A 23644-nucleotide genomic window follows, 5' to 3' on the forward strand; every position below is an offset into this window, starting at 1 on the left:
CCCCACTGCCGATAACCGCTGATCGGAGCACATGATGGGCAACTACACCTTTCAATGGCGACAGGCCTTTCGCGCTTTCCCAGAAATGCTGGAAGGCGCGTTGGTTACGCTACAGATATCAATCCTGTCGATGTTGATCGGCGTGACCATTGCCGTGCTGCTGGCCGTAGGCCGCGATGCCAAGTCGCGCTGGCTGCGGGCGCCTGCGACCGCATGGGTCGAAGTGGCACGTAACACGCCCGCGCTTTTCCAGATTTACATGGCGCATTTCGGGCTTGGGTCTTTCGGGATTTACCTCAGCCCCTATGCCGCACTTCTGGCCGGGATCGCGTTCAACAACGCGGGCTACCTCTGCGAGACGTTCCGCGGCGCGATGCGCGCCATTCCGGGCACACAGCTGCGCGCCGGGCGGTCACTGGGCATGGGGCAGGCCAAAGCGTTTCGCCTGATTATCCTGCCGCAGATGTTCCGCATCTCCTTCCTGCCGACCACGAACCAGATGATCTGGGCGATCCTGATGACCTCTCTGGGCGTCACGGTGGGGCTGAATTCGGATCTCGCCGGGGTGACGCAAGACCTCAACGCGCGCAGTTTCCGAACCTTTGAATTCTTCGCACTGGCGGCGGTGACCTACTACGTGATCGCCAAAGCCGTGATGCTCGGCGCACGGCTTCTGGCCGCCCGCCTGTTTCGCTACTGAAGGAAGAGAATAGATGTTTGATACGGCTCTGACCTTCAACGACCTGTTGTTCATGCTCAAAGGCGCAGGCGTGACGCTTTCGGTCACCGCCTTCGCAGTGGTGGGCGGCACGCTGCTGGGGCTCTTCTTCGGGGTGCTGCGCAGCCAGATCAGCCCCTGGGCGGCGCTACCGCTGACCTTTGTGCTGGATATCTTCCGCTCGGTCCCGCTGTTGATCCAACTGATCCTTGCCAACGCCTTTCAGGCCATCGCGGGCTGGGGGATATCGCCCTTCGTGACCTCCTGCATCGTGCTGGCGCTTTATACCTCGGCCTATTGCACTGAGATCGTGCGCGGCGCGATTGAGGCGGTGCCTTCGGTCACCCGCCGTGCGGCCCGTTCGCTCGGTATGACATGGGGCCAAGACCTCACGCAGATCGTCTTTCCCATGGCGCTGCGGGTTGGCCTGCCCAGTTGGATCGGCCTGACGCTCGGTGTGATGAAAGACAGCGCGCTGGTGATGTGGCTTGGCATCATCGAATTGCTGCGCGCCTCACAAATTCTGGTGACACGCCTGCAAGAGCCGATGTTCATCCTGCTCGTGACGGGTGCGATCTACTTCGCGCTCAGTTTCCCCATTGCCCGGCTTGGCAGCCGCTTGGAAAAAAGGTGGCAAGAAAATGATTGAGATTGAAAACGTCCACAAATCCTTTGGTGCGCTTCAGGTGCTCAAGGGCATCGACCTGACCGTGCAAAAGGGCGAGGTCGTCTCGGTGATCGGCGGCTCGGGTTCGGGCAAATCGACGCTGCTGACCTGTATCAACGGGTTGGAGCCGATCGACAAAGGCCGAATTGTGGTCGACGGCACCGAAGTCCACGCCCGCGATACTGACTTGAACAAGCTGCGCCGTAAAATCGGCATCGTGTTCCAGCAGTTCAACGCCTTCCCGCATCTGACGGTGCTGGAAAACGTGACACTTGCCCCCCGCAAGGTAAAGGGCATGGGCCGCAAGGACGCCGAAGAGATCGCGGTGCAGCAACTCTCGCATGTGGGTCTGGCCGACAAGCTCAACGTCTACCCCAGCCGCCTGTCGGGCGGGCAGCAACAGCGGATGGCGATTGCGCGTGCATTGGCGATGTCGCCCGATTACATTCTCTTTGACGAGGTGACCTCCGCGCTCGATCCGCAATTGGTGGGCGAGGTGCTGGACACACTCAAATTGCTGGCAGATGAGGGGATGACGATGATCTGTGTCACCCATGAGATGAGTTTTGCACGCGATGTGTCGGACCGGGTGGCGTTCTTTCACAAGGGCGTCATGGCCGAGATCGGCGCGCCGGATCAGATCTTTGGCGATCCGCAGCAAGAAGAAACCCGTCAATTCCTGTCGAGCGTCCGGTAATGAACCAAACCCCGGTGACGGTTGTCGGCGCGGGCGTGGTGGGCCTGTCCATCGCGCTGGCACTTCAGGCGCGCGGGCTGCCCGTGCGGGTGATCGACCGCGAAGGTCCGGCAGCGGGCGCGTCTGCGGGCAACGCGGGCGCCTTCGCTTTTACCGAGATCCTGCCGCTCGCCTCGCCCCGGATGATCCGGCAGGCGCCGAAATGGTTGCTTGATCCGCTGGGGCCGCTTTCCGTACCACCGCGCTACGCCGCGCGGATCGCGCCGTGGATGTGGCGGTTTTGGAGGGCAAGCTGGCCCGCGCAGGTCCGTGCCTCTACCGTGGCGCAGACGGCGCTGATGAAGCTCTCGCAAGCCGCACTCGATCCGCATCTGGAGTTAACCGGTCTGGCCCATATGCTCCGGCACGACGGGCAGTTGCAGGTCTATGAGAGTGAGGCCGAGTTCCGCGCCTCCCTCCCCGGATGGCAGGCCCGCGAAGAGGCGGGGATCGCCTTCACGCATCTCAAGGGCGATGAGATCGCGGCCTATCAACCCGGTCTTGCGCCCGGCTTCACCCATGCGACCTTCACCCCGCAATGGCAGTCGATCTCGGACCCGCGCGACTATGTGCTGGCGATGGCCGACCGCTTCCGCGCAGGGGGCGGGGAGATCACCATCACCCGCGCCGAGCGTCTGGTTGCAGGCGGGGTCGAGACCTCAGATGGCTTCATGCCGGGCCGCGTGGTGCTGGCCGCGGGTGCGCATTCGCATCATTTAGCCCGCACCGCTGGCGTGAAGATCCCGCTGGAGACCGAGCGCGGCTATAACACGACCCTGCCCAGTGGTGCCTTCGACCTCAAACGCCAGATCACTTTCGGCGGCCATGGCTTTGTCATCAGCAAAGTCGGCAATGGACTGCGCGTCGGCGGGGCGGTGGAACTCGGCGGGCTCGACCTGCCGCCGAACTTTGCCCGGGCCGATGCGATGCTGAAAAAGGCCAAACGTTCTCTGCCGGGGCTCGATACCTCGGGCGGCACGCAGTGGATGGGTTTCCGCCCCTCGCTGCCAGATAGCCTGCCCGCCATCGGCGCGTTGCCGAACCGGCCAGATGTGTTCTGCGCCTTTGGCCACGGGCATCTGGGTCTCACCCAATCGGCGGGCACCGCCGCCATCATTGCGGACCTGATGACCGGCCAAGACCCCGGCATCGACCTTGCCCCATTCTCTCCCGCGCGTTTTTAGAGGCTGACATGACGCAACACACATTCCCCTGTATCGACGGCCATACCTGCGGCAATCCTGTGCGGCTCGTCACCGGCGGCGCGCCTCTGCTTAAGGGCGCGAACATGCTGGAAAAGCGCGCCCATTTTCTGGCGGAATACGACTGGATTCGCACTAGTTTGATGTTCGAGCCGCGCGGCCATGACCAGATGTCAGGCGCGATCCTCTATCCTCCGACGCGGGATGATTGCGACATCGCGGTGCTGTTTATCGAGACCTCAGGCTGCCTGCCCATGTGCGGTCACGGGACCATCGGCACTGTCACCATCGCGCTTGAAAACGGGCTGGTCACACCTGCCACCCCCGGCCAGTTGCGGCTCGAGACCCCCGCCGGGCGGGTAGATGTAACCTACCGCCAAGAGGGGCGTTTCGTCGAAGAGGTGCGCCTGACCAATGTGCCCGCTTTCCTCCACGCCGAAGGGCTGACGGCTGAGGTCGAAGGCCTGGGCGAAGTGGTGGTCGATGTGGCCTATGGCGGCAATTTCTACGCCATCGTCGAGCCGCAGAAAAACTTCCGCGATATGGCGGATTTCTCGGTCTCCGAACTGGTCGGTCTCAGCCCGAAACTCCGCGCCGCGCTCAATGCGAAATATGAGTTCATCCACCCCGAACACCCGGCGATCAATGGGCTGAGCCATATCCTCTGGACCGGCGCCCCCCGCGCGGGGGAGGCCGACGCCCGAAACGCGGTCTTCTATGGCGACAAGGCGATCGACCGCTCCCCCTGCGGCACCGGCACCTCTGCCCGGATGGCGCAGCTGGCGGCCAAGGGGAAGCTGAAGGTGGGCGACGACTTCGTGCATGAGTCCATCATCGGGTCGATGTTCAAAGGCCGTGTCGAGGCGGCGGCGGAGGTGGCGGGTAAGCCTGCGATCATCCCCTCCATCGCCGGTTGGGCACGGGTCACCGGCTTTAACACAATCTTTATCGACGAGCGCGACCCCTTCGCGCACGGCTTTGTCGTCACCTGATTTGGAGAGGCTGCCTATGGCGCAGATCATCGTTCCCGCAAAGGCTCAAGGCGAGGTGCTCGTCTCGACCGAGGGGTTGAGTTTCTGGGGCGGCGTCGATCCGGCCACGGGCAAGGTCATCGACGCGCATCACCCGCTCTGCGGGCAGTCTCTGGCAGGCAAGATCCTGCTCATGCCCACCAGCCGCGGCTCCTGCACCGGCAGCGGCGTGCTTCTGGAACTGGCGTTGAACGGTCATGCCCCTGCTGCCCTCGTGTTTCGCGAGGCCGAAGACATCCTGACCCTGGGCGCGTTGATCGCGGGCAAGATGTTCGACAAGCCGCTCGCGGTGCTGCGCCTCGGGGCCGAGGATTACGACCTGCTCGCCAAATCCCGCAGCGCGCGGATCACGCCTGAGATGCTCAGCACGGATGACTGGGATCTGCCCCTGTCGGACAGGCCCGCCCGCGTCTTGCATCTCACTGCCGAGGATCAGGCGATGCTGGACGGGGCCGAGGGCAAGGCCGTGCAGCTGGCGATGGAGATCACCTGCACCATGGCGCGGGGGCAGGGGGCCGAGCAGCTGGTCGATGTGACGCGCGTGCATATCGACGGCTGCATCTACGCCAGCCCCGCCAACCTGCTCTTTGCCCAGACCATGGCCGATATGGGATCACAGGTGCGCGTGCCGACCACGATGAACGCCATCTCGGTCGATCACGGCAATTGGCGCGATCAAGGCGTGCCGCCGGACTTCGGCCTGCCCGCCAGCCGTTTGGCCGACGCCTATGTTACCATGGGCGCGCGGCCCAGTTTCACCTGCGCGCCCTACCAATTGCCCGCCCCGCCCGAACGCGGCGAGTTCATCGCGTGGTCGGAGTCAAACGCGGTGATCTATGCCAATAGCGTGCTTGGCGCGCGGACGGTGAAACATCCCGATTTCCTCGATCTCTGTATCGCGCTGACCGGGCGCGCCCCGCTGTCGGGGGTCTACCTCGATGCCCACCGCGCCCCACGCCGGGTGATCGATGTGACATTGCCCGCGCAATATGATGAGGCGATCTGGCCGATGCTCGGCTGGCTGGCGGGGCAGGCGGCACCGGACCGGATCCCGCTCCTGCGCGGGCTAGAAACCGCCGCGCCGAACGAGGATGACCTCAAAGCACTCTGCGCCGCTTTCGGCACCACCTCTGCCGCGCCGATGCTGCATGTGGCAGGCGTCACGCCCGAAGCCGATCTGCCCCCTGTGGCCGAGGCCGATACACTGCGCATCACGCCCGAAGACCTGCGCCGTGTCTGGCGGCAATTCAACGCGGGGCCTGCGCAGGTCGATCTCGTGGCCTTCGGCAGCCCGCATTTCTCGCTCGCGGAATGCCGGGCTTTGGATGCGGCTTTAGCCGGGCGAAAACGTGACCCAGACACGGCGGTTATCGTTACCCTCGGGCATGATACGCTCGCCGCGGCGCGTGACGACGGCACCGTGGCGCGGCTCGAAGCTGCGGGGGTGCAGGTCGTGCCCGACATCTGCTGGTGCTCGATTTCCGAGCCGGTCTTCCCGCCCTCGGCCAAGGTGTTGATGACCAACTCGGGCAAATACGCCCATTACGCACCGGGCCTTTCAGGCCGTGCAGTGCGCTTTGGCAGTATCGCCGATTGCGTGGAGGCCGCCGTGACCGGGCAGGCGGGGGAGGCCTTACCGACTTGGCTGGCCGAAGAGGAGACAAGTAATGCGTAGCAGCAAAACCGTTCATGTGATCTCGGCCCATGCCGAGGGCGAGGTTGGCGACGTGATCGTGGGCGGTGTCAGCCCGCCTCCGGGCGACACACTCTGGGAGCAAAGCCGCTGGATCGCGCGGGATGAGACCCTGCGCAACTTCGTGTTGAACGAGCCGCGTGGCGGCGTGTTTCGCCATGTGAACCTGCTGGTGCCGCCGAAAGACCCCCGCGCCGATGCGGCATTCATCATCATGGAGCCGGAAGATACGCCGCCGATGTCTGGCTCCAACTCGATTTGCGTTTCAACCGTCCTGCTTGACGGAGGTATCCTGCCGATGACTGAGCCGGTGACCGAACTGACCCTCGAAGCGCCGGGAGGGCTGGTGAAGGTCCGCGCCGAATGTCGCAATGGTAAGGCAGAGCGTATCTTTGTGCAGAACCTGCCAAGCTTCGCGGCCCGCCTTGATGTTCCGCTGGAGGTCGAAGGATTGGGCACGCTCACCGTGGATACTGCTTATGGCGGTGACAGTTTCGTCGTCGTTGATGCCGCTGCGATGGGGTTCTCGCTTGAGGCGCATGAGGCCCATGATATTGCCCGTCTCGGGGTGCGGATCACCAATGCCGCCAATGCCGCGATGCGCTTTGAGCATCCCGATAACCCCGATTGGCAGCACTTCTCCTTCTGCCTTTTCGCCGGACCAGTGACCCGTGACGAGACCGGCCTACGCGCCGGGGCGGCGGTGGCGATCCAACCGGGTAAGGTGGATCGGTCCCCCACTGGCACAGCACTTTGCGCGCGGATGGCGCTGCTGCACGCGCGGGGGGAGATGGGGTTGGAGGACAGCCTGACCACGGTCTCGCTGATCGGTTCAACCTTTACTGGGCGGATCTTGGGCGAAACCCGCGTCGGCGATCATCCGGCCATCCTTCCCGAACTCTCAGGGAGGGGATGGATCACCGGCATTCACCAGCACATGCTTGACCCCGACGATCCGTGGCCCGGCGGTTACCGCCTGTCAGACACTTGGGGCGCGCGCGGCTAAGCGCCCATCCCTTTCGCCAAGTTGAACCCCGAACCCCCGCCCAAACCCGGGCCGGGGTGGGTCGAGGCGCCGATATGGTGCAGCCCCTTGATCGGAGTGGCGTAGTTCTTCTGTTCCGCAAATGGCCGCCAGAGGAAGAATTGATCCAAGGTGCAGGCCCCGCCATAGGGGTCACCGCCCACCAGATTGACGTTCATCGCGGCCAGATCGGCAGGCGAATAGGCGCGCCGGGCAAGTTTTATTTCATCGAAGTTGCGGATGCTTTTGCGCAAAATACTTTCGATCCGGTCGGCGAAGGCCTCCCGCATCGCTTCGGTCCACTCAGAGGTGGTTTCGATCTCTCCCGCGGCATCGCCCTTGATTGCGCGCGGCGCGTCGGGGATTTGCAGCCAGAGCACCGCTTTCCCTTCAGGACAGCGGCTGGGATCAAGGCGATGCGGTTGCCCGACGCAGATTGTAGGCACCGCCGGAAGCAGCCCGCGCTCAGCCTCATTGCAGGCGCGCGAGACGGCGTCGATCCCGTCGGTCAGATGGATCAAAGCGACATCCTCTAGCCCCTTGGCAACCCAATCGGGGTCACTATCCAGCGCATAGTGCAGTTGAAAATTACCCCGCCCGTGGCGGAATTTGCGGCGATGTTCGGGGCGCGGTTGATCTTTTAACAAGCCGTCGTAAAGCTGACCCGGCGCGACGGATGCGATGACATTCTTGGCGTTGATCCTCTCGCCTAAGGACGTCTCAATCCCGCGCGCCTCTCCGTTCTCGACAAGGATACGGCTGGCTTCGACGCCGGTGCGGATTCCGCCGCCGTTTGCTACAATCAATTTCTCGAACGCTACCGCCATCTGTCCCGCGCCGCCCTTGACCACAGGCGCGCCTGCGGCTTCCAGCGCGAAGGCGATGACCCGGCTCATCTGCCCGCCATAGCTGGCTTCGGGGGTCAGTCCGACATGCAAGACCCAGGGCGCCCAAAGCGCCTGAACGTCTTCACTTTCATAGCGCGTTTCAAGCCACGCGCGGCCCGGCTCCAACGCCTCACCGAACCATGATTTAAGCGGGCCAAGCCCTTTTTTCCATGCTTGCTTTGCCAGCAGCCATGCAGACTGGCGCGACCAGAGCGGCTGCCCCAAAAGCGCAAAAAGAAAATCCGCGTCCGCCTCAATCGCGCCCACATCCGCCGCGTGTTGATCCCCGTCCCCCGCCGCGCGCGCGTTGAAGGCCGCGACATTCGCCGCGCGGTCCATCTCCAGCCGCAGGGCTTGATCATTGGGGCGCAGGGCGGCGGTAGGATGCGGGCTATGGCAGAATTCCAGCCCATGTTTGGCGAGATCTTCGCCCAATGCCCCATAGGCGGGACCCGTCAGAAATAGAACGAAGGTCGCGGCCATGACGTCATGATGAAAGCCGGGCAGGGTGACCTCTTCGGTCATCATACAGCCACCGATCCGGTCTTCGCGCTCGACCACCAGCACGCTGTCGCCTTTGCGGCTGAGCAGTGCTGCCGCGACCAGCGCGTTGATGCCGGATCCAATGATGATGTGATCGACATCAGTCATGCCCAATCCTTCCGCAAATGTTTCGTGACGTTCGAGATACTTGAAACAAAGCTAGACAAAAAAATATGCGTTTGCAATTATCTTGCTCAGGGAGAATTGGGAAATGACATCAAATGTTGATGCCGTCATCATCGGCGCGGGGCACAATAGCCTTGCTTGTGCCTGCCATCTGGCGGCGCGGGGCTGGCGTGTGGCGGTTTATGAGCAAGCGGGCGAACCGGGGGGTGCGGTCAAGTCAGGCGCCTATACGCAACCGGGGTTCCGGCATGACTGGGCGGCGATGAACCTGTCGCTTTTTGCGGGGTCTGCGTTCCATACGGACCACGGCGAAGAGCTTGCACGCCATGGGCTGGGCTTTGCGCCCACGGCGAACCCTTTTGCGAGCCTGTTTCCGGACGGGCGTTGGCTCGGCATTTCAAATGACCGCGCGCTAAACCGGGCGCGGATTGCCGGTTTCAGCGCGGCGGATGCCGAGGCGTGGGACCGGCTAAGCGATGATTTTCCTGCTGAGGCTGAGACGATTTTTGCCCTGCTTGGCAGCCCAATGCGGGCGGCGTCTCTCGCCAAACTCGGCTGTTCGACGCTCCGCAAACGCGGGGCGGGCGGCAGCCTTGACTTGGCGCAGTTTCTGATGATGTCGCCACGGGCTTGGTTGGATCAGACCTTTGAAGATGACCGGGTAAAGGCCACTTTCGCCGCGTGGGGGATGCATCTGGATTTCGCCCCTGACATCGCGGGTGGCGCGCTGTTTCCCTATCTCGAAGCCATGGCAGCACAGGCCTTTGGCATGGTGTTGGGCCAAGGCGGGGCGGATACAGTGACCCGCGCGATGGTGCGGATGATCGAAGCGCGCGGTGGCAGCGTCACCTGCAACGCAGAGGTAACGGGCATCGAAGAGGCCGGTGGCCGGGCGACCGGGATCACACTTTCCGATGGGCGCTTTATTGGGGCCGACAAGGCGGTGATTGCCAATGTTGCGCCTTCGGCTCTGCTGCGCCTGACCGGCGGCAGTGGCGACGCGCGGCATGACAAGGCGATGAAAACCTTCCAACACGCGCCCGGCACGATGATGATCCATCTGGCGATGGACGCGTTGCCGAACTGGCCTGCCGCCGAGTTGAACCGCTTCGCTTATGTGCATCTTGCCCCGTCGATGGACCAGATGGCGCGGACCTATGCGCAGGCCAAGGCCGGGTTGCTGCCGGATGAGCCGATTATCGTCTGTGGCCAGCCCACGGTGGTTGACCCAAGCCGTGCACCAGAGGGGAAACATGTGCTTTGGCTTCAGGTCCGCATGGTGCCGGGGCAGATCAAAGGCGATGCCAAGGGTGACATCGCGGCGCGGGATTGGGAGAGCGCCGCCACGCCGATGGCTGAGCGCGCGCTTGATCTGCTAGAACGCTACGCCCCCGGCACCCGCGCCCGTATCCTCGACCGCCATGTGGTGACACCCGCGATGCTGGAGGCCGACAACCCCAACCTCATTGGCGGCGATCAGGTCTGCGGCAGCCACCACCTGCACCAGCATTTCCTGAACCGCCCCGCGCGCGGCTTTGCCGATGGCAGTACGCCGATCAGAGGGCTTCACCACACCGGTGCCGCTGTTTGGCCCGGAGGTGGCACAGGGGCAGGGCCCGGCACCTTGCTCGCCCAAAAACTCGCCGGAAAATAACAATAAAAACCAAAACAACCATTTCTCAGGGAGAGAAAGACAATGAAACTATCCAGACGTAGCCTACTCAAGACCAGCGCCGCGGCGGCAACCTTTGCCACTGTCGGCCTGCCCAGCTTTGCCCAAGACATTGATGAATTGGTCATCGCCTATAACGTCAACCTGCCCAGTTGGGACCCGACAGTGGGTCCTTCGGCGGTGAACCCAACAATCCAAGGGTTCTATCAGTCGATCTTTGATCTCTATATCCCGCAGAACCCTGACCTGTCCTTCGGCCAAGGCTTGATCACCGACTACGGTTGGAATGACGATCAGACCAAAATTTGGATGGAGGTCCGCGACGGGGTGACATGGCACAACGGCGATCCTTTCACCGCCGAAGATATTGCATGGTCGCTTGAACGTGCCGCGAATGCCGAGACAGGCAACCCGATCCAATTCATCTGGGGCAAGGTCGAAAACATCACCGCCGAGGGCAACCGTGTCACGGCGGATGTTAAGGAATATGAGCCGACGTTCTTTAAGTGGATGTCATTTCTTACCGGCTATGTGCTGCCCAAGAAGTACTACGAGGAAGTTGGCGCAGACGGGTTTGAGGCCGCGCCCATTGGCACCGGCCCCTATATGGTCGAGAAGTTTGAACGCAACGCTTTCGTGCGGTTGAAAGCGAACGAGAATTACTGGGGCGGCGCACCCGCATTCAAGAATGTGACGATCAAATTCGTGACCGACGCGGCCTCTCGCGTGGCGGAGATTGAATCGGGCAACAGCCATGTCACGCTCGAAGTGCCATACGAAGAGTTCGACCGCCTGAAAGCCAAAGACGGCATCGAAGGTGTGGCCGAGCCGATTTCCGACATCGGGATGATCTTTCTTAACGACATCGATGTGATGACAGACCCGAACGTGCGCAAAGCAGCAGCGCTGGCGATCGACAAGGGTCTTATCATCGAACGGCTGCTGTCGGGTTACGGTGTGGCAATCGACACGATGCAGACCCCAGACTATGCCGCCTATGATGAGACCATCACCGTCGGTCATGACATGGAAAAGGCGAAGGAACTATTGGCAGAGTCGGGCTATAGCGTCGATAATCCAGTGACGTTCAAAATCCAGACCACTAAGGGCTTCAAGCCTAAGGATTACGAGATGGTGCAGGCCATCGTCGGGCTTTGGCGCAAGGTCGGGATCGAGGCCGAGATCGAGGTCTATGAGATCGCCAAACACTACGAGTTGCGCGCGGCGGATACGCTGGCACCGGCGGCCTTCTACAACTGGGGCAATTCGGTGGGCGATCCAACGACCTCGACCGGCTTTGCCATGTTCGGCCCCTCGCCGCATTCGGTCTGGGACGGGGAAGAAACCTTCAACATGATCCTGCCGCTTTGGGGCGAGAAGGACGAGGCCAAGCGCATCGAAGGTTGGAAAGCCGTTGACCGTCATATCGCCGAGAACGCTGAGGTGATCCCGCTGCTGCAATATGTCCAGCCGATCCTGCATGTCTCGGGCGTCAATGTGGTGCCGCACCGTTCAGGCGCGCTGCTGCCGCATCTGATGACGCGCGCCTAACGCAAGCCGGATTTGACGGGGCGGCGTTTGTCGCCCCGTCACCCCAACCTTCAGAGGTAAAATGACCCTATTGCGTAATATATTGATGCGGCTTCTTAGCACCGCCATCACGCTCTTTGGTGTGGCCGTGATCATCTTTGTGGTGATCCGTGTCGTGCCGGGCAACCCCATCGCCATGATGCTCCCCCCCGGCGCGACAGAGGCCGATATCGCCCGGCTTCAGGCGCAATATGGGTTTGATAAGTCGATCTTTGAACAGTTCATGATCTGGCTGGGTGGGGTGGTTCAGGGTGACTTCGGCACATCGATCTCGCTGCGCCAGCCGGTCAGTTCGTTAGTATTAAACCGTCTGCCCGCAACGCTGGAGCTAAGCATCGTCGCCTTGCTGATTGCGGTGGTGATCGGCGGCACCATGGCGCTGACCGGCACGCGCTGGCGCAATACCCGCAAGGAGGGTGCCATTGATGTCTCAACTGGCATGGCCCTGTCGATCCCGGATTTCCTTTGGGGGTTGGTGTTGATCCTGCTCTTTGGCGTGCTTTGGCCGGTATTTCATATCTCGGGACGCATTTCCCCCGCGCTCGACATTGATTTCACCACCAACTTTTACCTTTTCGAAGCCCTGCTGCGGCTGCGTTTTGACGTGTTGGGCGATCTGATCGGCCATATGTTCATGCCCGCGCTGGCGCTAGCAATCCCGCTGTCGGCAATCATCGCGCAGCTGCTCAAGCAAAGCCTGAAAGAAACCATGCACCTTGATTACGTTACCCTGTCGCGCACCCATGGCTATGGCGAACACCATGTCATTACCCGTGACGCGTTGCCCAATGCGATCCTGCCGACGCTGACCTTGGTGGGGGTGCAATTTACCTTTCTGATCGGCGGCACAGTCATCATCGAGCGGCTGTTCAGCTACGAAGGCCTGGGCAATATGGCCATCGACGCGGTGATCAACCGCGACCTGCCGTTGATCCAAGGGATCGTGATCTTGTTCGCGCTGATTTTCACCCTCGTGAACCTAGCTGTCGACATGCTCTATGTGGTGCTGAACCCGAGGTTGCGCCATGCGTGATGCCAGAGGTGATGCAAAACGCCCCATCGGGCTGCGGCTTTGGCTCTCGGGCGGATGGCTGATCCTGCTAGTGTTGGCCGCTTTGCTGGCACCGTGGATCGCCCCGCAGGATCCGCTGGCGCAGGATCTTTTTACCTCGCGCTTGCCGCCATTTTGGGAGGTGGGGGCCGAGCCGGGCTATTGGTTGGGGTCGGACTCACTGGGCCGTGATGTGCTGAGCCGTATCATTCATGGCGCGCGTCTGGCGCTGATTGTGGCGCTGGTGGCAGGCACGCTGACCTGTGTGATCGGCACGACTCTGGGGCTCATCGCGGGCTATTATCGCGGCTGGCCGGATCGGATCATCAGCCGCTTTGTCGACATCTGGATGGCCTTCCCGCCGGTGCTCTTCGCCATTCTGCTGATCGCGGTCTTGGGCACGGGCCTCACCTCAATCATTATCGCCATCGTGGTGATCGACTGGACCCGCTTTGCCCGCGTGATCCGGGCCGAAGCGATGACTCAAGGCGCGATGGATTATGTCGCCTCTGCCCGAGTGGCGGGGCGCAAACGGATGGGAACGATGTTAACCGAGATCTTGCCGAATGTGCTGCCCACGATCATTGCGCTGCTGACGCTAGAGATGGGCATTGCCGTGATCGTTGAAGCGATCCTGAGCTTCGTGAACCTGTCGATCTCGACCGATAGCCCCACTTGGGGGGGCATGATCTCTGAAGGGCGCACCTCGGTCCATCAGGCGTGGTGGGTGCTGGTTTTCCCGCTGATCACATTGTTTCTGACGGTGCTCAGCTTCTCTCAACTGGGCGAAGGGTTGAAAGACCGCTTTGATCCGGTGCTGCGATGAGTGCTTTTCTGGAAATCCGCAACCTCTGCGTCACGCTCAAAAGCGGCGCGCCGATCCTGCGCAATGTCTCGCTCAGCGTTGCGGCAGGGCAGGTGCATGGGCTGGTGGGCGAAAGCGGCGCGGGCAAGTCGATGATCGGCAAGGCCGTGCTGGGCACTTTGCCCCGCGCGCTGGCGGTGACGCGGGGCGAGATCTGGCTTGATGGGGTCGATCTGCAAACCCTGCGCCCGGCTGAACGTCGCCGCCGTATCGGCGCATTGGCGGCGCTGATCCCCCAAGACCCGCTGACTGCACTCAACCCCGCCCGGCGCATCGGGCCGCAGATCACCCGGCGGCTGGTGGATATCCTCGGCTGGTCCCGCGCCGATGCTGAGGCGCGTGCGCTGGAGCTGTTGGCAGAGGTCCAGATCCCCGACCCCGCCCGCGTGATGCGCAGCTACCCGCATGAGCTGTCGGGCGGCATGCGCCAGCGCATCCTGATCGCTGCGGCCTTTGCCGCCGAGCCGAAGCTCATCATCGCAGATGAGCCTACGACGGCCTTGGATGTGACGGTGCAAAAGCAGATCCTGCGATTGATAGCCGACATGCAGACGCGCCATGGGACGGCGCTTTTGTTCGTGACCCACGACCTTGGCGTCGTGTCCAAGGTCTGTGACACGCTTAGCGTGCTTTATGCAGGCAAGGTCGTGGAAGAGGCGCAGATGCGGCGGTTTTTCATGCATCCTATACATCCCTATTCGGCGGCACTCTTGGCGGCGACACCAAGTTACAAAGACCCCGAAGGATCGCTGACCCCGGTGCCGCAATCGGTGATCGATCAGGTCGAGCGCGAAGTGACGGACCATGACCGGAGGGCGGGCCTTTGATGTACCAAGTAAGAGACCTGCGACTGTCTTTCCCAGACATGACCCGCAAACCGCTGTTCGGCGCGGCCCCACGGATCGAAATCCTGCGCGGGCTCAGCTTCGATGTGTCGAAAGGTGCTGTGCTCGGCATCGTCGGTGGTTCGGGTTCGGGCAAATCCACATTGGGCCGCACCATGCTGCGGCTGTTGGAGCCGACGGGCGGCAGCATCACCTTCAACGGGCGCGACATTACCCATTTGGAGGAGGACGCTTTGCGCCCGATGCGCGCGCAGATGCAGATGATTTTCCAAGACCCGATGTCCTCGCTCAACCCGCGTCGGCAGGTGGGGGGCATCATCGCCGGTCCGCTGCGGGTGCAGGGGCATGACGGCATCCCCGCCAAGGTGACAGAGGCGCTGGACATGGTGGGGCTGCCGCGCAGTTTCGCCAATCGCTATCCCCATGAACTCTCAGGCGGGCAGCGGCAGCGTGTCGGCATCGCGCGCGCCATTGCGCTCAGGCCCGAATTTATCCTCGCGGATGAGATCGTCTCAGGGCTTGATGTGTCCTCTCAAGCGCAGGTGCTGAACCTCTTGCAGGAACTGGTGCGCGAATTGGGGCTGACCTTGGCCTTTATCAGCCATGATATGTCGGTGATCCGGCGGCTTTGTGATCAGATCATCGTACTCTATCAGGGGGAGATTGTGGAGCAGGCGCAAACCGCAGACCTCTTTGCCGCGCCGCAGGCGGAATACACCCGCACGCTGCTAGATGCGATTCCGTTGCCTGACCCGGATCAAGTCTGGGTTTGACATGTAGAAATCATTGACGAAAAGGCTGGTGCCGAGTTTCTTGCTCGGCGCTATGCCGCCGTCTTTGGCTTACGCGAGGCAACGTCTTGCATGTACTCTCTGTTTTCGATTGATTACTTTTCAATCAGAACACGAACTTCCAAACAACGGAGAGTCACCATGAAATTTCGCACCACACTTGCATCCTCTGCACTGGCGCTCGGCCTTGCCTTTCAGGCTCAGGCCGCCGATGTGCCTGAGGGCGTGAACCTTGCCGAGGATCAAAACTACACCTTCTGGCTGCTCGACGCGATCAAGTCGATGGACCCGCAAATCAACACCGACGTCGAAGGTTCTGACGTGCTGCGCAACCTCTTTGAGGGGCTCTACAACGAAGACGGCAACGGGGAGCTGGTGCCCGGTGTCGCGCTCGACCACGAAGTCTCGGAAGACGGCAAGACCTATACGTTCAACCTGCGCAAGGATGCCAAGTGGTCGAACGGTGAGCCGGTCACAGCAAACGATTTCGTCTATTCTTGGCGTCGTCTGGCTGATCCCGCGACAGCGTCGGAATACGCCTGGTACATGGAACTGATGCAGGTCGAAAACGCGCCTGAGATCATCGCAGGCGACACATCCCCCGAAGAGCTGGGGATCCGCGCGGTCGACGATCACACGCTTGAGGTCAAGATCACCACGCCGTTGCCCTATTTCCCGCAAATGTTGGTGCATGGCTCAACCTTCCCCGTGCTGCAAAGTGCGGTCGAAGAGCATGGCGATGACTGGACCGATGCGGGCACATTGGTCGGCAACGGCGCTTATAAACTGGTCGAACATCAGTTGGGCGAACGTGTCGTGATGGAAAGGAACGACTCCTATTGGGATGCCGATAACGTGGTGATGGAAACGATCACCGCGCTTACGATCAATGACGTGAACCAAGCGCTGACCCGCTATCTGGCCGGTGAGTTGGACCGCGTGGATATCCCCGCCGGGCAGTACCCGCGTCTGAAGAAAGAGTACCCCGAACAGGCGGTCTCAACCCCCTATAACTGCTCGTATATCTACATGCTGAACGTGGGCGAGAAGGGGCCGGAGGCGTTGAAAAACGTCAATGTGCGCAAAGCCTTGGCTTATGCCATCGACCGCGACATCATCGTGGAACGTATCCTGCAAGGCGGGCAGAAGCCGTCCTACAACTGGACCCACTGGGCGATTGCTGATTTTGAGCGTCCCGAGTTGGATTGGGCCGACAACATGGATCAGGCGCAGCGTGTGGAAAAGGCTAAGGAATTGCTGGCCGAAGCAGGCTATGGCCCCGACAACCCACTTGATCTGACGCTGCAATATAACACGTCGGAAGATCACAAAAAGATCGCCATCGCGGCCTCGCAGATGCTCAAGCAGATCGGCGTGAACCTCACGCTGGATAACTACGAGTGGAAGGTCCACACCGACCGGATGCAGAACCAAGACTACGATATGGCGCGCTATGCGTGGTGCGGGGACTACAACGAGGCCTCGACTTACCTTGATCTGCTGACCTCCTACTCGGGTCACAACAACGGCGAGTTCTATAATGATGCCTATGACAAGCTCATGAAGGACAGCAAAACCGCCGAGGATCCGCAGCCGCTTTATCAAGAGGCCGAGAAGATCTTGGCCGAGGAAATGCCGATCATCCCGATCTACCACTACGCCAACGTCGACATGATCGCGGAAGACATCGAAGGTCTGCCAGAGAACAACGTAAACAACACGTGGTACGGCAAAGACCTCTATCGTACCGCGGAGTAACCTCTCGACATTCGGGCAGCCCGGCGGTTAAGGCACGGGCTGCCCGATTCTATTCTACACCCCCACAACCCCCCGTATCCGGAGCGCACGCCTCTTGCTCAGTTACATTCTCAAGCGCCTTGCGATTGCGATCCCGACACTTTTGGTGTTGATCGTGATTTCCTTCCTGCTGATGCATTCCGCCCCCGGCGGGCCGTTCACATCCGAGCGGGAATTGCCGCCGCAGGTGCTGGCGAACCTCAATGCGAAATACGGGTTGGATGATCCGTTGTGGAAACAGATCGGCAGTTATGTCTGGGGCATCGTCTCTGACTTCGATTTCGGGCCAAGCTTTGTCTACAAAGACCGTTCCGTGAATGAGATTATTGCCCAAGGTTTCCCGATCACACTGACCTATGGGCTGTTGTCCTTTGCCGTGGCGGTGATTGTTGGCGTTGGCCTTGGCGTGGCCGCCGCCGTGCGGCACAACTCGCTGCTCGATTATGTCGCGGTTGGGGTTTCCATCGGGGCGCAGGTGCTGCCGAACTTCGTCATGGCACCGATCCTCGTGCTGGTCTTCACGCTCTGGCTCGGCTGGTTGCCCGGTGGTGGCTGGCAGGGGCCGGAATATTGGATCATGCCGGTGATCGCGCTGTCGACGTCTTTCATGGCCTCCATCGCGCGGATCACGCGCTCGTCGATGTTGGAGGTGCTGACCTCGAACCACATCCGCACCGCCCGCGCCAAGGGCCTGCCCGAGCGCCGGGTGATCCTGCGCCATGCGCTGAAACCCGCGATGCTGCCAGTGATTTCCTATCTGGGGCCCGCTTTCGTGGCGATGATCACGGGCTCCGTCGTGGTCGACATCTATTTTTCGACAGGTGGCATCGGCAAAGCCTTTGTCGATTCTGCGCTGAACCGCGACTACGCGGTGATGATGGGGGTGACGATCCTCGTCGGCGCGCTGACCATCTTCTTTAACCTCGTGGTCGATATCCTCTACGGATGGATCGACCCCAAGATCCGGTACTGACATGGTGATGACATCCGAACAACGGGTCGAAGCCAGCGAGCTTGCGGGCAAGGGGCGTTCCCCTTGGGCCGACGCGCGGCGGCGGTTCTTCCGCAACAAGGCGGCGCTGATGGGGCTGGTAATCCTCGGCTTCGTCGTGGCCTTTGCGCTTTTTGGCAACAGCCTCGCGCAATGGTCGAACGAAGAACTCGACTACAACGTCATGGGCCAGATCGTCGAACTGGGCGGACCGTCCTTCGAGAGTGGCCATTACTTCGGCACCGACGATTTGGGCCGCGACCTCTTCGCGCGCACCGTGCAGGGCACCCAGATCAGCCTCGCCGTGGGCCTCGTCGGCGCGTTGATCGCCTGTGTCGTCGGCACGCTCTACGGCGCGGTGGCGGGCTATTTCGGCGGGCGCACCGACAGCATCATGATGCGGCTCGTCGATATTTTCATGGCCGTGCCTTACATGTTCGTGCTGATCCTGCTCTTGGTCATGTATGGCCGTTCGATCACCATCCTGTTCGCTGGCGTCGGGCTGATTTCATGGATGGAGATGGCCCGCATCGTGCGGGGCCAGACCCTGACCATCAAGGGCCGCGAGTTTGTCGAAGCTGCCCGCGCCACCGGCGTTTCGGCCCCGGTCATCATCCTGCGCCATATCGTGCCCAACCTCTTGGGCGTCATCGCGGTTTACGCCACGCTGCTGGTCCCGCTGATGATCCTGACGGAAAGCTTCATCTCTTTTCTCGGGCTTGGCATTCAGGAACCGCTGACCTCCCTCGGGGCGCTGATCTCTGAAGGGGCGGGCACCATTGCCTATGGCACCACTTGGCAGTTGGGTTTCCCGCTGCTGTTCTTCTGTCTCACGCTGTTCGGCCTATTCTTTATCGGCGATGGATTGCGTGACGCCCTCGACCCCAAGGATCGCTGATGTCTCTGCTGGAAATCGACAAGCTCTCTGTCACCTTCGAGGGCGACGACGGCCCCGTGCATGCGGTCAACGACCTGTCGCTCTCGATCAACCGGGGCGAGACCTTGGGCATCGTCGGCGAAAGCGGCTCGGGCAAGAGCCAGACCGCCTTCTCGATCATGGGGCTGCTCGCGCCGAACGGGCGCACGGGCGGGTCGGTGCGCTTTGACGGGCAGGAGATTTTGGGCGCAAAGCCGAAAGTTTTGAACAAGATCAGGGCTGAGCGGATTGCGATGATCTTTCAAGATCCGATGACCTCGCTCAATCCTTACATGCGTATCGCGGACCAGATGACCGAGGTGCTGACCCTGCACCACGGCATGTCCAAACGTGCAGCATTGGCTGAATCGGTACGGATGCTCGACGCAGTGAAGATCCCGGCTGCCAAGGAACGCATCCGCCTCTTCCCCCATGAGTTTTCCGGCGGGATGCGCCAGCGGGTGATGATCGCCATGTCGCTGCTGTGCAAGCCCGACCTGCTGATCGCGGACGAACCGACCACCGCGCTCGATGTGACAGTGCAGGCGCAGATCATGGACCTTTTGGGCGATTTGCAAAAGGATTTCGGCATGGCCACGATCCTTATTACCCATGACCTTGGCGTCGTGGCGGGCTTCTGCGAGCGGGTGCTGGTGATGTACGGTGGTCGCGTGATGGAGCAAGGCCCGACCGAGCCGCTCTTTGCCGAGCCGACGCACCCTTATACCCGTGGCCTTTTGGCCGCCGTGCCGCGCGTCGATGACGAAGACGCCGCCATGAAGGCGATCCCCGGCAACCCGCCCAACATGGCCGCCCCACCCCAAGGCTGCCCGTTCCGCCCGCGCTGCACTTACGCAGGCGAAGATTGCCGCGTGATGCCACCCCTTGCGCCTTTTGCCGCAGGCCGTGCCCGTGCCTGCCACCGCCCGATAGCGGAGGTCACCGCATGAGCCCGCTTCTCTCAGTGCGCGACCTCAACGTGCGTTTCCCCATCACCCGCGCTGGCGATATGCCTTGGACGAAGCCGCGTTTCCTACATGCTGTGAACGGGGTAAGCTTTGATCTGGAGCCGGGCAAAACGCTTGGCGTGGTCGGCGAATCCGGTTGTGGTAAGTCCACCCTCGCGCGGGGCTTGATCCAGATGGTCCCGGCGACGGGGCAGGTGCGCTGGCGCGGAGAGACCGATTTGTTGTCGCTGAGCCCACGGCAGATGAAGCCCTACCGCTCTGAGATTCAGATGGTGTTCCAAGACCCGCTCGCCTCTCTCAACCCGCGCATGACGCTGGGGCAGATCATCGCAGAACCGCTTCGGACCCACCGGCCAGACGTTTCGGCGAAGGAGCGCCGCGCCCGCGTGGCACAGATGATGGAGCGTGTGGGCCTGCTGCCGCAAATGATCAATCGCTACCCGCATGAATTCTCGGGCGGGCAGTGTCAGCGTATCGGCATCGCCCGTGCTCTGATCGTTGAGCCAAAACTCCTGATCTGCGACGAGCCGGTTTCAGCCCTTGATGTATCGATTCAGGCGCAGGTGATTGAACTGCTCAAAGAGTTGCAGCGCGATCTCGGGCTGGCGATGCTCTTTATCGCCCATGACCTCAGCGTGGTGAAGAACATTTCGGACGAGGTCATGGTGCTCTATCTCGGACGCATCATGGAAAAAGCTCCCAAGGCGGAACTCTACGACAATCCGCAGCACCCCTATACGCAGGCCTTGCTGTCCGCCGTTCCGATCCCCGATCCGGTGGCTGAACGCGCCAAAAAGATCGTGCCGATGACTGGCGATATGCCGTCACCGATGAATCCGCCTTCGGGCTGTGTCTTTCGTGGCCGCTGCCCCCGCGCACAGGCAGATTGCGCCGAGGTGATACCAGAGGCGGGCAGCGATGAGCATCAGGTGGCTTGCATCCACCCCGGCCCGATGCGGGAAAAAGAAATGACAGCAGGGAACTAACGCCCTTCTGTTGATTTAAACCCCTTTATAACAACGCGCTACCCACACTCTTGCAATCGGGCAGCGACTTCTCATCCTAAGAAAATGATATACGTCTATCAAAAATGATTGACGTATATCAAAATATCCTCATAGATATGGTCAAGACGCGCCGCTTGGGAGGGTTGGCGCGATGGGGGAGGGATCATGACAAGTCCAACGCTAAGCGATGTCGCACGTGCTGCCGGGGTGAGCTATGCCACCGCAGATCGGGTGATCAACAACCGCGGCAATGTGGCTGAGAAGTCCATCGCTAAGGTACGCGAAGCGGTCACCTCTCTTGGCTATGTGCGCAATGTTGCAGCGGCAAACCTTTCGCGGGGTCGCATCTACCGGCTCGCATTTTTGATCCCCCGCGGCTCCAACGCTTTCTTCAACCGTATCCGCCAGCACATCGACCACGCCGCCGCCCATCAGGCCAGCGAGCGTGTGACCGCCGAGGTGATCGAGGTTGCAGCCTTCGCGGTAGAAGGGCTGCAAGACAGTATCTTGGCCCTGCTTGAGCGCGATTTCGACGGTGTTGCCATCGTCGGGCTGCAAAGCGCTGCGCTTGAAGCGCCTTTGGCCGAATTGCGCGCCAAAGGGGTGGCCGTGGTGGGCCTTGTCTCCGACCTGCCACACGCCGCCCGCGCGGCCTATATCGGCATCGACAACATCGCCGCCGGGCGCACCGCTGGCCGGATGGTAGGCCTTGCCCACGGCGGGCAGGGTGGGAAGGTGCAAACTTTTGCAGGTTCGCTCAACGCGCGCGACCACGCAGAGCGCCTTGCTGGTTTTCGCGAAGTGCTCAGCGCCGATTTCCCGCAGATTACGGTGCTTGATCCGATCATGACCAAGGACGAAGCGCAGGTCCTTCAAGCGCAGATGCAAAAGGTGCTAAGCCAGCAAGGGCTGACAGCGATTTATAACGTCGGCGCGGGCAACAGTGGCCTAATCGCAGCGCTTGATGGCGATCAGGGAACACGCCCCTTTTGCGTGGTGCATGAGCTTGTCGCCCATTCCCGCCAAGCGCTGATGGAGCGGCAGATTGATCTGGTCATCGACCAGCGCCCAGACGTTGAAATCAACCGCGCCTTTACCGTCCTGCGCGCCCTGATTGACGCGAAAGATTTGCCACCGATGCCGGACCTCGTTCCGACAGTTTATGTGCGGGACAATCTGCCCGCCGACACATTGACCGATAAGATGAAAGCCCAAGACACATGAGTGATTTCTTCAAAAATATTAAGCCACTTTCCTATGATCCAGACGGGTCTGATCTGGGCTTTCGCCACTACAACCCCGACGAAGTGTTTATGGGCAAGCGGATGGAAGACCACCTGCGTTTTGCCGTGGCCTATTGGCATTCCTTTGCGTGGCCCGGCGGCGATCCCTTCGGCGGCCAGACATTCGACCGCCCGTGGTTTGGCGAGACGATGGACATGGCACGCCTCAAGGCCGATGTGGCGTTTGAGATGTTCGACCTTTTGAACGCGCCTTTTTTCTGCTGGCACGATGCCGATATCCGCCCCGAAGGCGATACATTCGCCGAGAGCCTGCGTAATTTCGAAGAGATCATCGACTACCTCGGCACCAAGATGGAAAGCTCCAAGACCAAGCTGCTTTGGGGCACGGCGAACCTCTTTGGTCACCGCCGCTTCATGTCGGGCGCGGCCACAAACCCCGACCCGGAGATTTTCGCTTGGTCCGCCGCCACGGTCAAAGCCTGCATGGATGCGACCCACAAGCTGGACGGCCAGAACTATGTGCTTTGGGGCGGGCGCGAGGGCTATGAAACCCTGCTGAACACCGACCTGAAACGCGAACGCCAGCAGGCCGGGCGGTTCTTGCAGATGGCGGTGGAGTACAAACACAAGATCGGCTTCAAAGGCGCCATTCTGGTGGAGCCGAAGCCGCAAGAGCCGACCAAACACCAGTATGATTTCGACGTCGCCACCGTTTACGGTTTCCTTAAGGAGTTCGGGCTTGAGAGCGAGGTTCAGATGAATATCGAACAAGGCCACGCGATCCTTGCGGGCCATTCGTTCGAACATGAATTGGCGCTGGCGTCCTCTCTGGGCATTTTCGGCTCGATTGACATGAACCGCAACGACTACCAATCGGGCTGGGACACGGACCAGTTCCCTAATAACGTCCCCGAAGTGGCGCTGGCCTATTACGAGGTGCTCAAAGCGGGCGGTTTCACCACCGGCGGCACCAATTTCGACGCCAAGCTGCGGCGGCAATCGCTTGACCCGGTCGATCTGGTCGCGGCCCATGCAGGCGCGATGGATGTCTGCGCGCGGGGCTTCAAAGCCGCCGTCGCGATGTTGGAGGATGGCACGCTCGAGGCCATGCGCGATGAACGCTACGCGGGGTGGGAGAGCTCCAACGCCAAGGCGATGCTGGAGGGGGATCTGGCCAGCATCGCGGCGCGGGTTGCCAAAGAGGGCATCAATCCGCAGCCCCGCTCGGGCCGGCAGGAAATTCTGGAGAATATCGTAAATCGCTTCGTGTAAGCGAGGAG

General features: G+C 61.2%; 21 protein-coding genes. 20 read left to right on the forward strand and 1 reads right to left on the reverse strand.

Features of this window, described 5'->3' with window-relative positions; translation table 11 throughout:
• The first annotated feature begins 34 nt into the window (after positions 1–34).
• Genes ACSQ16_RS01485 through ACSQ16_RS01515 form a run of 7 tightly spaced genes read left to right on the forward strand, consistent with a single transcriptional unit; the run spans position 35 to position 7053 of the window.
• On the forward strand, positions 35–700 hold the full coding sequence (locus ACSQ16_RS01485) for an amino acid ABC transporter permease (RefSeq protein ID WP_243263736.1): 666 nt from the start codon (positions 35–37) through the stop codon (positions 698–700).
• Between the two features lie 13 nt (positions 701–713).
• Complete coding sequence (locus tag ACSQ16_RS01490; RefSeq protein WP_243263737.1) at positions 714–1367, forward strand: amino acid ABC transporter permease; 654 nt, start codon at positions 714–716, stop codon at positions 1365–1367.
• A complete protein-coding gene (locus ACSQ16_RS01495) occupies positions 1360–2082 on the forward strand; it encodes an amino acid ABC transporter ATP-binding protein (protein ID WP_243263738.1) in 723 nt (240 codons plus the stop codon). The genes ACSQ16_RS01490 and ACSQ16_RS01495 overlap by 8 nt, the downstream gene beginning before the upstream one ends.
• Positions 2082–3305, forward strand: a complete 1224-nt coding sequence (locus ACSQ16_RS01500; RefSeq protein ID WP_243263739.1) for an NAD(P)/FAD-dependent oxidoreductase — start codon at positions 2082–2084, stop codon at positions 3303–3305. The genes ACSQ16_RS01495 and ACSQ16_RS01500 overlap by 1 nt, the downstream gene beginning before the upstream one ends.
• A gap of 8 nt (positions 3306–3313) precedes the next feature.
• Entirely contained in the window at positions 3314–4315 is a 1002-nt protein-coding gene (locus ACSQ16_RS01505; RefSeq protein WP_243263740.1) for a 4-hydroxyproline epimerase, read from the forward strand.
• A gap of 16 nt (positions 4316–4331) precedes the next feature.
• The gene (gene lhpI, locus ACSQ16_RS01510; protein ID WP_243263741.1) at positions 4332–6029 is read left to right on the forward strand and encodes a cis-3-hydroxy-L-proline dehydratase; all 1698 of its coding nucleotides are present in this window, start codon (positions 4332–4334) and stop codon (positions 6027–6029) included.
• Positions 6022–7053 carry a trans-3-hydroxy-L-proline dehydratase gene (locus ACSQ16_RS01515; RefSeq protein ID WP_243263742.1) on the forward strand — a complete coding sequence of 344 codons (1032 nt, stop codon included), beginning with the start codon at positions 6022–6024 and terminating at the stop codon, positions 7051–7053. The genes lhpI and ACSQ16_RS01515 overlap by 8 nt, the downstream gene beginning before the upstream one ends.
• Here the strand turns inward: ACSQ16_RS01515 and ACSQ16_RS01520 are convergent.
• Positions 7050–8609 (reverse strand): phytoene desaturase family protein, encoded by a 1560-nt coding sequence (locus tag ACSQ16_RS01520; RefSeq protein ID WP_243263743.1) that lies wholly within the window; start codon positions 8607–8609, stop codon positions 7050–7052. The genes ACSQ16_RS01515 and ACSQ16_RS01520 overlap by 4 nt on opposite strands.
• Before the next feature lie 103 nt (positions 8610–8712).
• Between ACSQ16_RS01520 and ACSQ16_RS01525 the strand changes: the two genes are divergently transcribed.
• The 13 genes from ACSQ16_RS01525 to xylA all read left to right on the forward strand — a co-directional run bounded on the left by ACSQ16_RS01525 (position 8713) and on the right by xylA (position 23636).
• Entirely contained in the window at positions 8713–10281 is a 1569-nt protein-coding gene (locus ACSQ16_RS01525; protein WP_243263744.1) for a phytoene desaturase family protein, read from the forward strand.
• A gap of 42 nt (positions 10282–10323) precedes the next feature.
• A complete protein-coding gene (locus ACSQ16_RS01530) occupies positions 10324–11850 on the forward strand; it encodes an ABC transporter substrate-binding protein (RefSeq protein WP_243263745.1) in 1527 nt (508 codons plus the stop codon).
• Between the two features lie 61 nt (positions 11851–11911).
• Positions 11912–12922 carry an ABC transporter permease gene (locus tag ACSQ16_RS01535; protein WP_243263746.1) on the forward strand — a complete coding sequence of 337 codons (1011 nt, stop codon included), beginning with the start codon at positions 11912–11914 and terminating at the stop codon, positions 12920–12922.
• Complete coding sequence (locus ACSQ16_RS01540) at positions 12915–13766, forward strand: ABC transporter permease (RefSeq protein WP_243263747.1); 852 nt, start codon at positions 12915–12917, stop codon at positions 13764–13766. Before ACSQ16_RS01535 ends, ACSQ16_RS01540 begins: the two co-directional genes overlap by 8 nt.
• The gene (locus tag ACSQ16_RS01545; protein ID WP_243263748.1) at positions 13763–14632 is read left to right on the forward strand and encodes an ABC transporter ATP-binding protein; all 870 of its coding nucleotides are present in this window, start codon (positions 13763–13765) and stop codon (positions 14630–14632) included. The genes ACSQ16_RS01540 and ACSQ16_RS01545 overlap by 4 nt, the downstream gene beginning before the upstream one ends.
• The gene (locus tag ACSQ16_RS01550; protein WP_243263749.1) at positions 14632–15423 is read left to right on the forward strand and encodes an ATP-binding cassette domain-containing protein; all 792 of its coding nucleotides are present in this window, start codon (positions 14632–14634) and stop codon (positions 15421–15423) included. Before ACSQ16_RS01545 ends, ACSQ16_RS01550 begins: the two co-directional genes overlap by 1 nt.
• Before the next feature lie 159 nt (positions 15424–15582).
• Complete coding sequence (locus ACSQ16_RS01555; RefSeq protein ID WP_243263750.1) at positions 15583–17199, forward strand: peptide ABC transporter substrate-binding protein; 1617 nt, start codon at positions 15583–15585, stop codon at positions 17197–17199.
• 94 nt (positions 17200–17293) lie between these two features.
• Complete coding sequence (gene oppB / locus ACSQ16_RS01560) at positions 17294–18211, forward strand: oligopeptide ABC transporter permease OppB (protein WP_093928645.1); 918 nt, start codon at positions 17294–17296, stop codon at positions 18209–18211.
• 1 nt (position 18212) lies between these two features.
• A complete protein-coding gene (locus ACSQ16_RS01565; protein WP_093928646.1) occupies positions 18213–19127 on the forward strand; it encodes an ABC transporter permease subunit in 915 nt (304 codons plus the stop codon).
• On the forward strand, positions 19127–20095 hold the full coding sequence (locus ACSQ16_RS01570; RefSeq protein ID WP_243263751.1) for an oligopeptide/dipeptide ABC transporter ATP-binding protein: 969 nt from the start codon (positions 19127–19129) through the stop codon (positions 20093–20095). The genes ACSQ16_RS01565 and ACSQ16_RS01570 overlap by 1 nt, the downstream gene beginning before the upstream one ends.
• Positions 20092–21099 (forward strand): ABC transporter ATP-binding protein, encoded by a 1008-nt coding sequence (locus ACSQ16_RS01575; protein ID WP_243263752.1) that lies wholly within the window; start codon positions 20092–20094, stop codon positions 21097–21099. Before ACSQ16_RS01570 ends, ACSQ16_RS01575 begins: the two co-directional genes overlap by 4 nt.
• A gap of 186 nt (positions 21100–21285) precedes the next feature.
• Complete coding sequence (locus ACSQ16_RS01580; protein WP_243263753.1) at positions 21286–22344, forward strand: LacI family DNA-binding transcriptional regulator; 1059 nt, start codon at positions 21286–21288, stop codon at positions 22342–22344.
• Positions 22341–23636, forward strand: a complete 1296-nt coding sequence (xylA, locus tag ACSQ16_RS01585; RefSeq protein ID WP_243263754.1) for a xylose isomerase — start codon at positions 22341–22343, stop codon at positions 23634–23636. Before ACSQ16_RS01580 ends, xylA begins: the two co-directional genes overlap by 4 nt.
• Positions 23637–23644 lie beyond the last annotated feature (8 nt).

The sequence above is a fragment of the Sulfitobacter sp. SH24 genome (assembly GCF_965641895.1).
Taxonomy (GTDB): Bacteria; Pseudomonadota; Alphaproteobacteria; order Rhodobacterales; family Rhodobacteraceae; genus Sulfitobacter; species Sulfitobacter dubius.

Coding starts and splice junctions, on each gene's coding strand:
- ACSQ16_RS01485 (WP_243263736.1), top strand. CDS start 35: ATGGGCAACTACACCTTTCAATGGCGACAGGCCTTTCGCGCTTTCCCA.
- ACSQ16_RS01490 (WP_243263737.1), top strand. CDS start 714: ATGTTTGATACGGCTCTGACCTTCAACGACCTGTTGTTCATGCTCAAA.
- ACSQ16_RS01495 (WP_243263738.1), top strand. CDS start 1,360: ATGATTGAGATTGAAAACGTCCACAAATCCTTTGGTGCGCTTCAGGTG.
- ACSQ16_RS01500 (WP_243263739.1), top strand. CDS start 2,082: ATGAACCAAACCCCGGTGACGGTTGTCGGCGCGGGCGTGGTGGGCCTG.
- ACSQ16_RS01505 (WP_243263740.1), top strand. CDS start 3,314: ATGACGCAACACACATTCCCCTGTATCGACGGCCATACCTGCGGCAAT.
- lhpI (WP_243263741.1), top strand. CDS start 4,332: ATGGCGCAGATCATCGTTCCCGCAAAGGCTCAAGGCGAGGTGCTCGTC.
- ACSQ16_RS01515 (WP_243263742.1), top strand. CDS start 6,022: ATGCGTAGCAGCAAAACCGTTCATGTGATCTCGGCCCATGCCGAGGGC.
- ACSQ16_RS01520 (WP_243263743.1), bottom strand. CDS start 8,609: ATGACTGATGTCGATCACATCATCATTGGATCCGGCATCAACGCGCTG.
- ACSQ16_RS01525 (WP_243263744.1), top strand. CDS start 8,713: ATGACATCAAATGTTGATGCCGTCATCATCGGCGCGGGGCACAATAGC.
- ACSQ16_RS01530 (WP_243263745.1), top strand. CDS start 10,324: ATGAAACTATCCAGACGTAGCCTACTCAAGACCAGCGCCGCGGCGGCA.
- ACSQ16_RS01535 (WP_243263746.1), top strand. CDS start 11,912: ATGACCCTATTGCGTAATATATTGATGCGGCTTCTTAGCACCGCCATC.
- ACSQ16_RS01540 (WP_243263747.1), top strand. CDS start 12,915: ATGCGTGATGCCAGAGGTGATGCAAAACGCCCCATCGGGCTGCGGCTT.
- ACSQ16_RS01545 (WP_243263748.1), top strand. CDS start 13,763: ATGAGTGCTTTTCTGGAAATCCGCAACCTCTGCGTCACGCTCAAAAGC.
- ACSQ16_RS01550 (WP_243263749.1), top strand. CDS start 14,632: ATGTACCAAGTAAGAGACCTGCGACTGTCTTTCCCAGACATGACCCGC.
- ACSQ16_RS01555 (WP_243263750.1), top strand. CDS start 15,583: ATGAAATTTCGCACCACACTTGCATCCTCTGCACTGGCGCTCGGCCTT.
- ACSQ16_RS01565 (WP_093928646.1), top strand. CDS start 18,213: ATGGTGATGACATCCGAACAACGGGTCGAAGCCAGCGAGCTTGCGGGC.
- ACSQ16_RS01570 (WP_243263751.1), top strand. CDS start 19,127: ATGTCTCTGCTGGAAATCGACAAGCTCTCTGTCACCTTCGAGGGCGAC.
- ACSQ16_RS01575 (WP_243263752.1), top strand. CDS start 20,092: ATGAGCCCGCTTCTCTCAGTGCGCGACCTCAACGTGCGTTTCCCCATC.
- ACSQ16_RS01580 (WP_243263753.1), top strand. CDS start 21,286: ATGACAAGTCCAACGCTAAGCGATGTCGCACGTGCTGCCGGGGTGAGC.
- xylA (WP_243263754.1), top strand. CDS start 22,341: ATGAGTGATTTCTTCAAAAATATTAAGCCACTTTCCTATGATCCAGAC.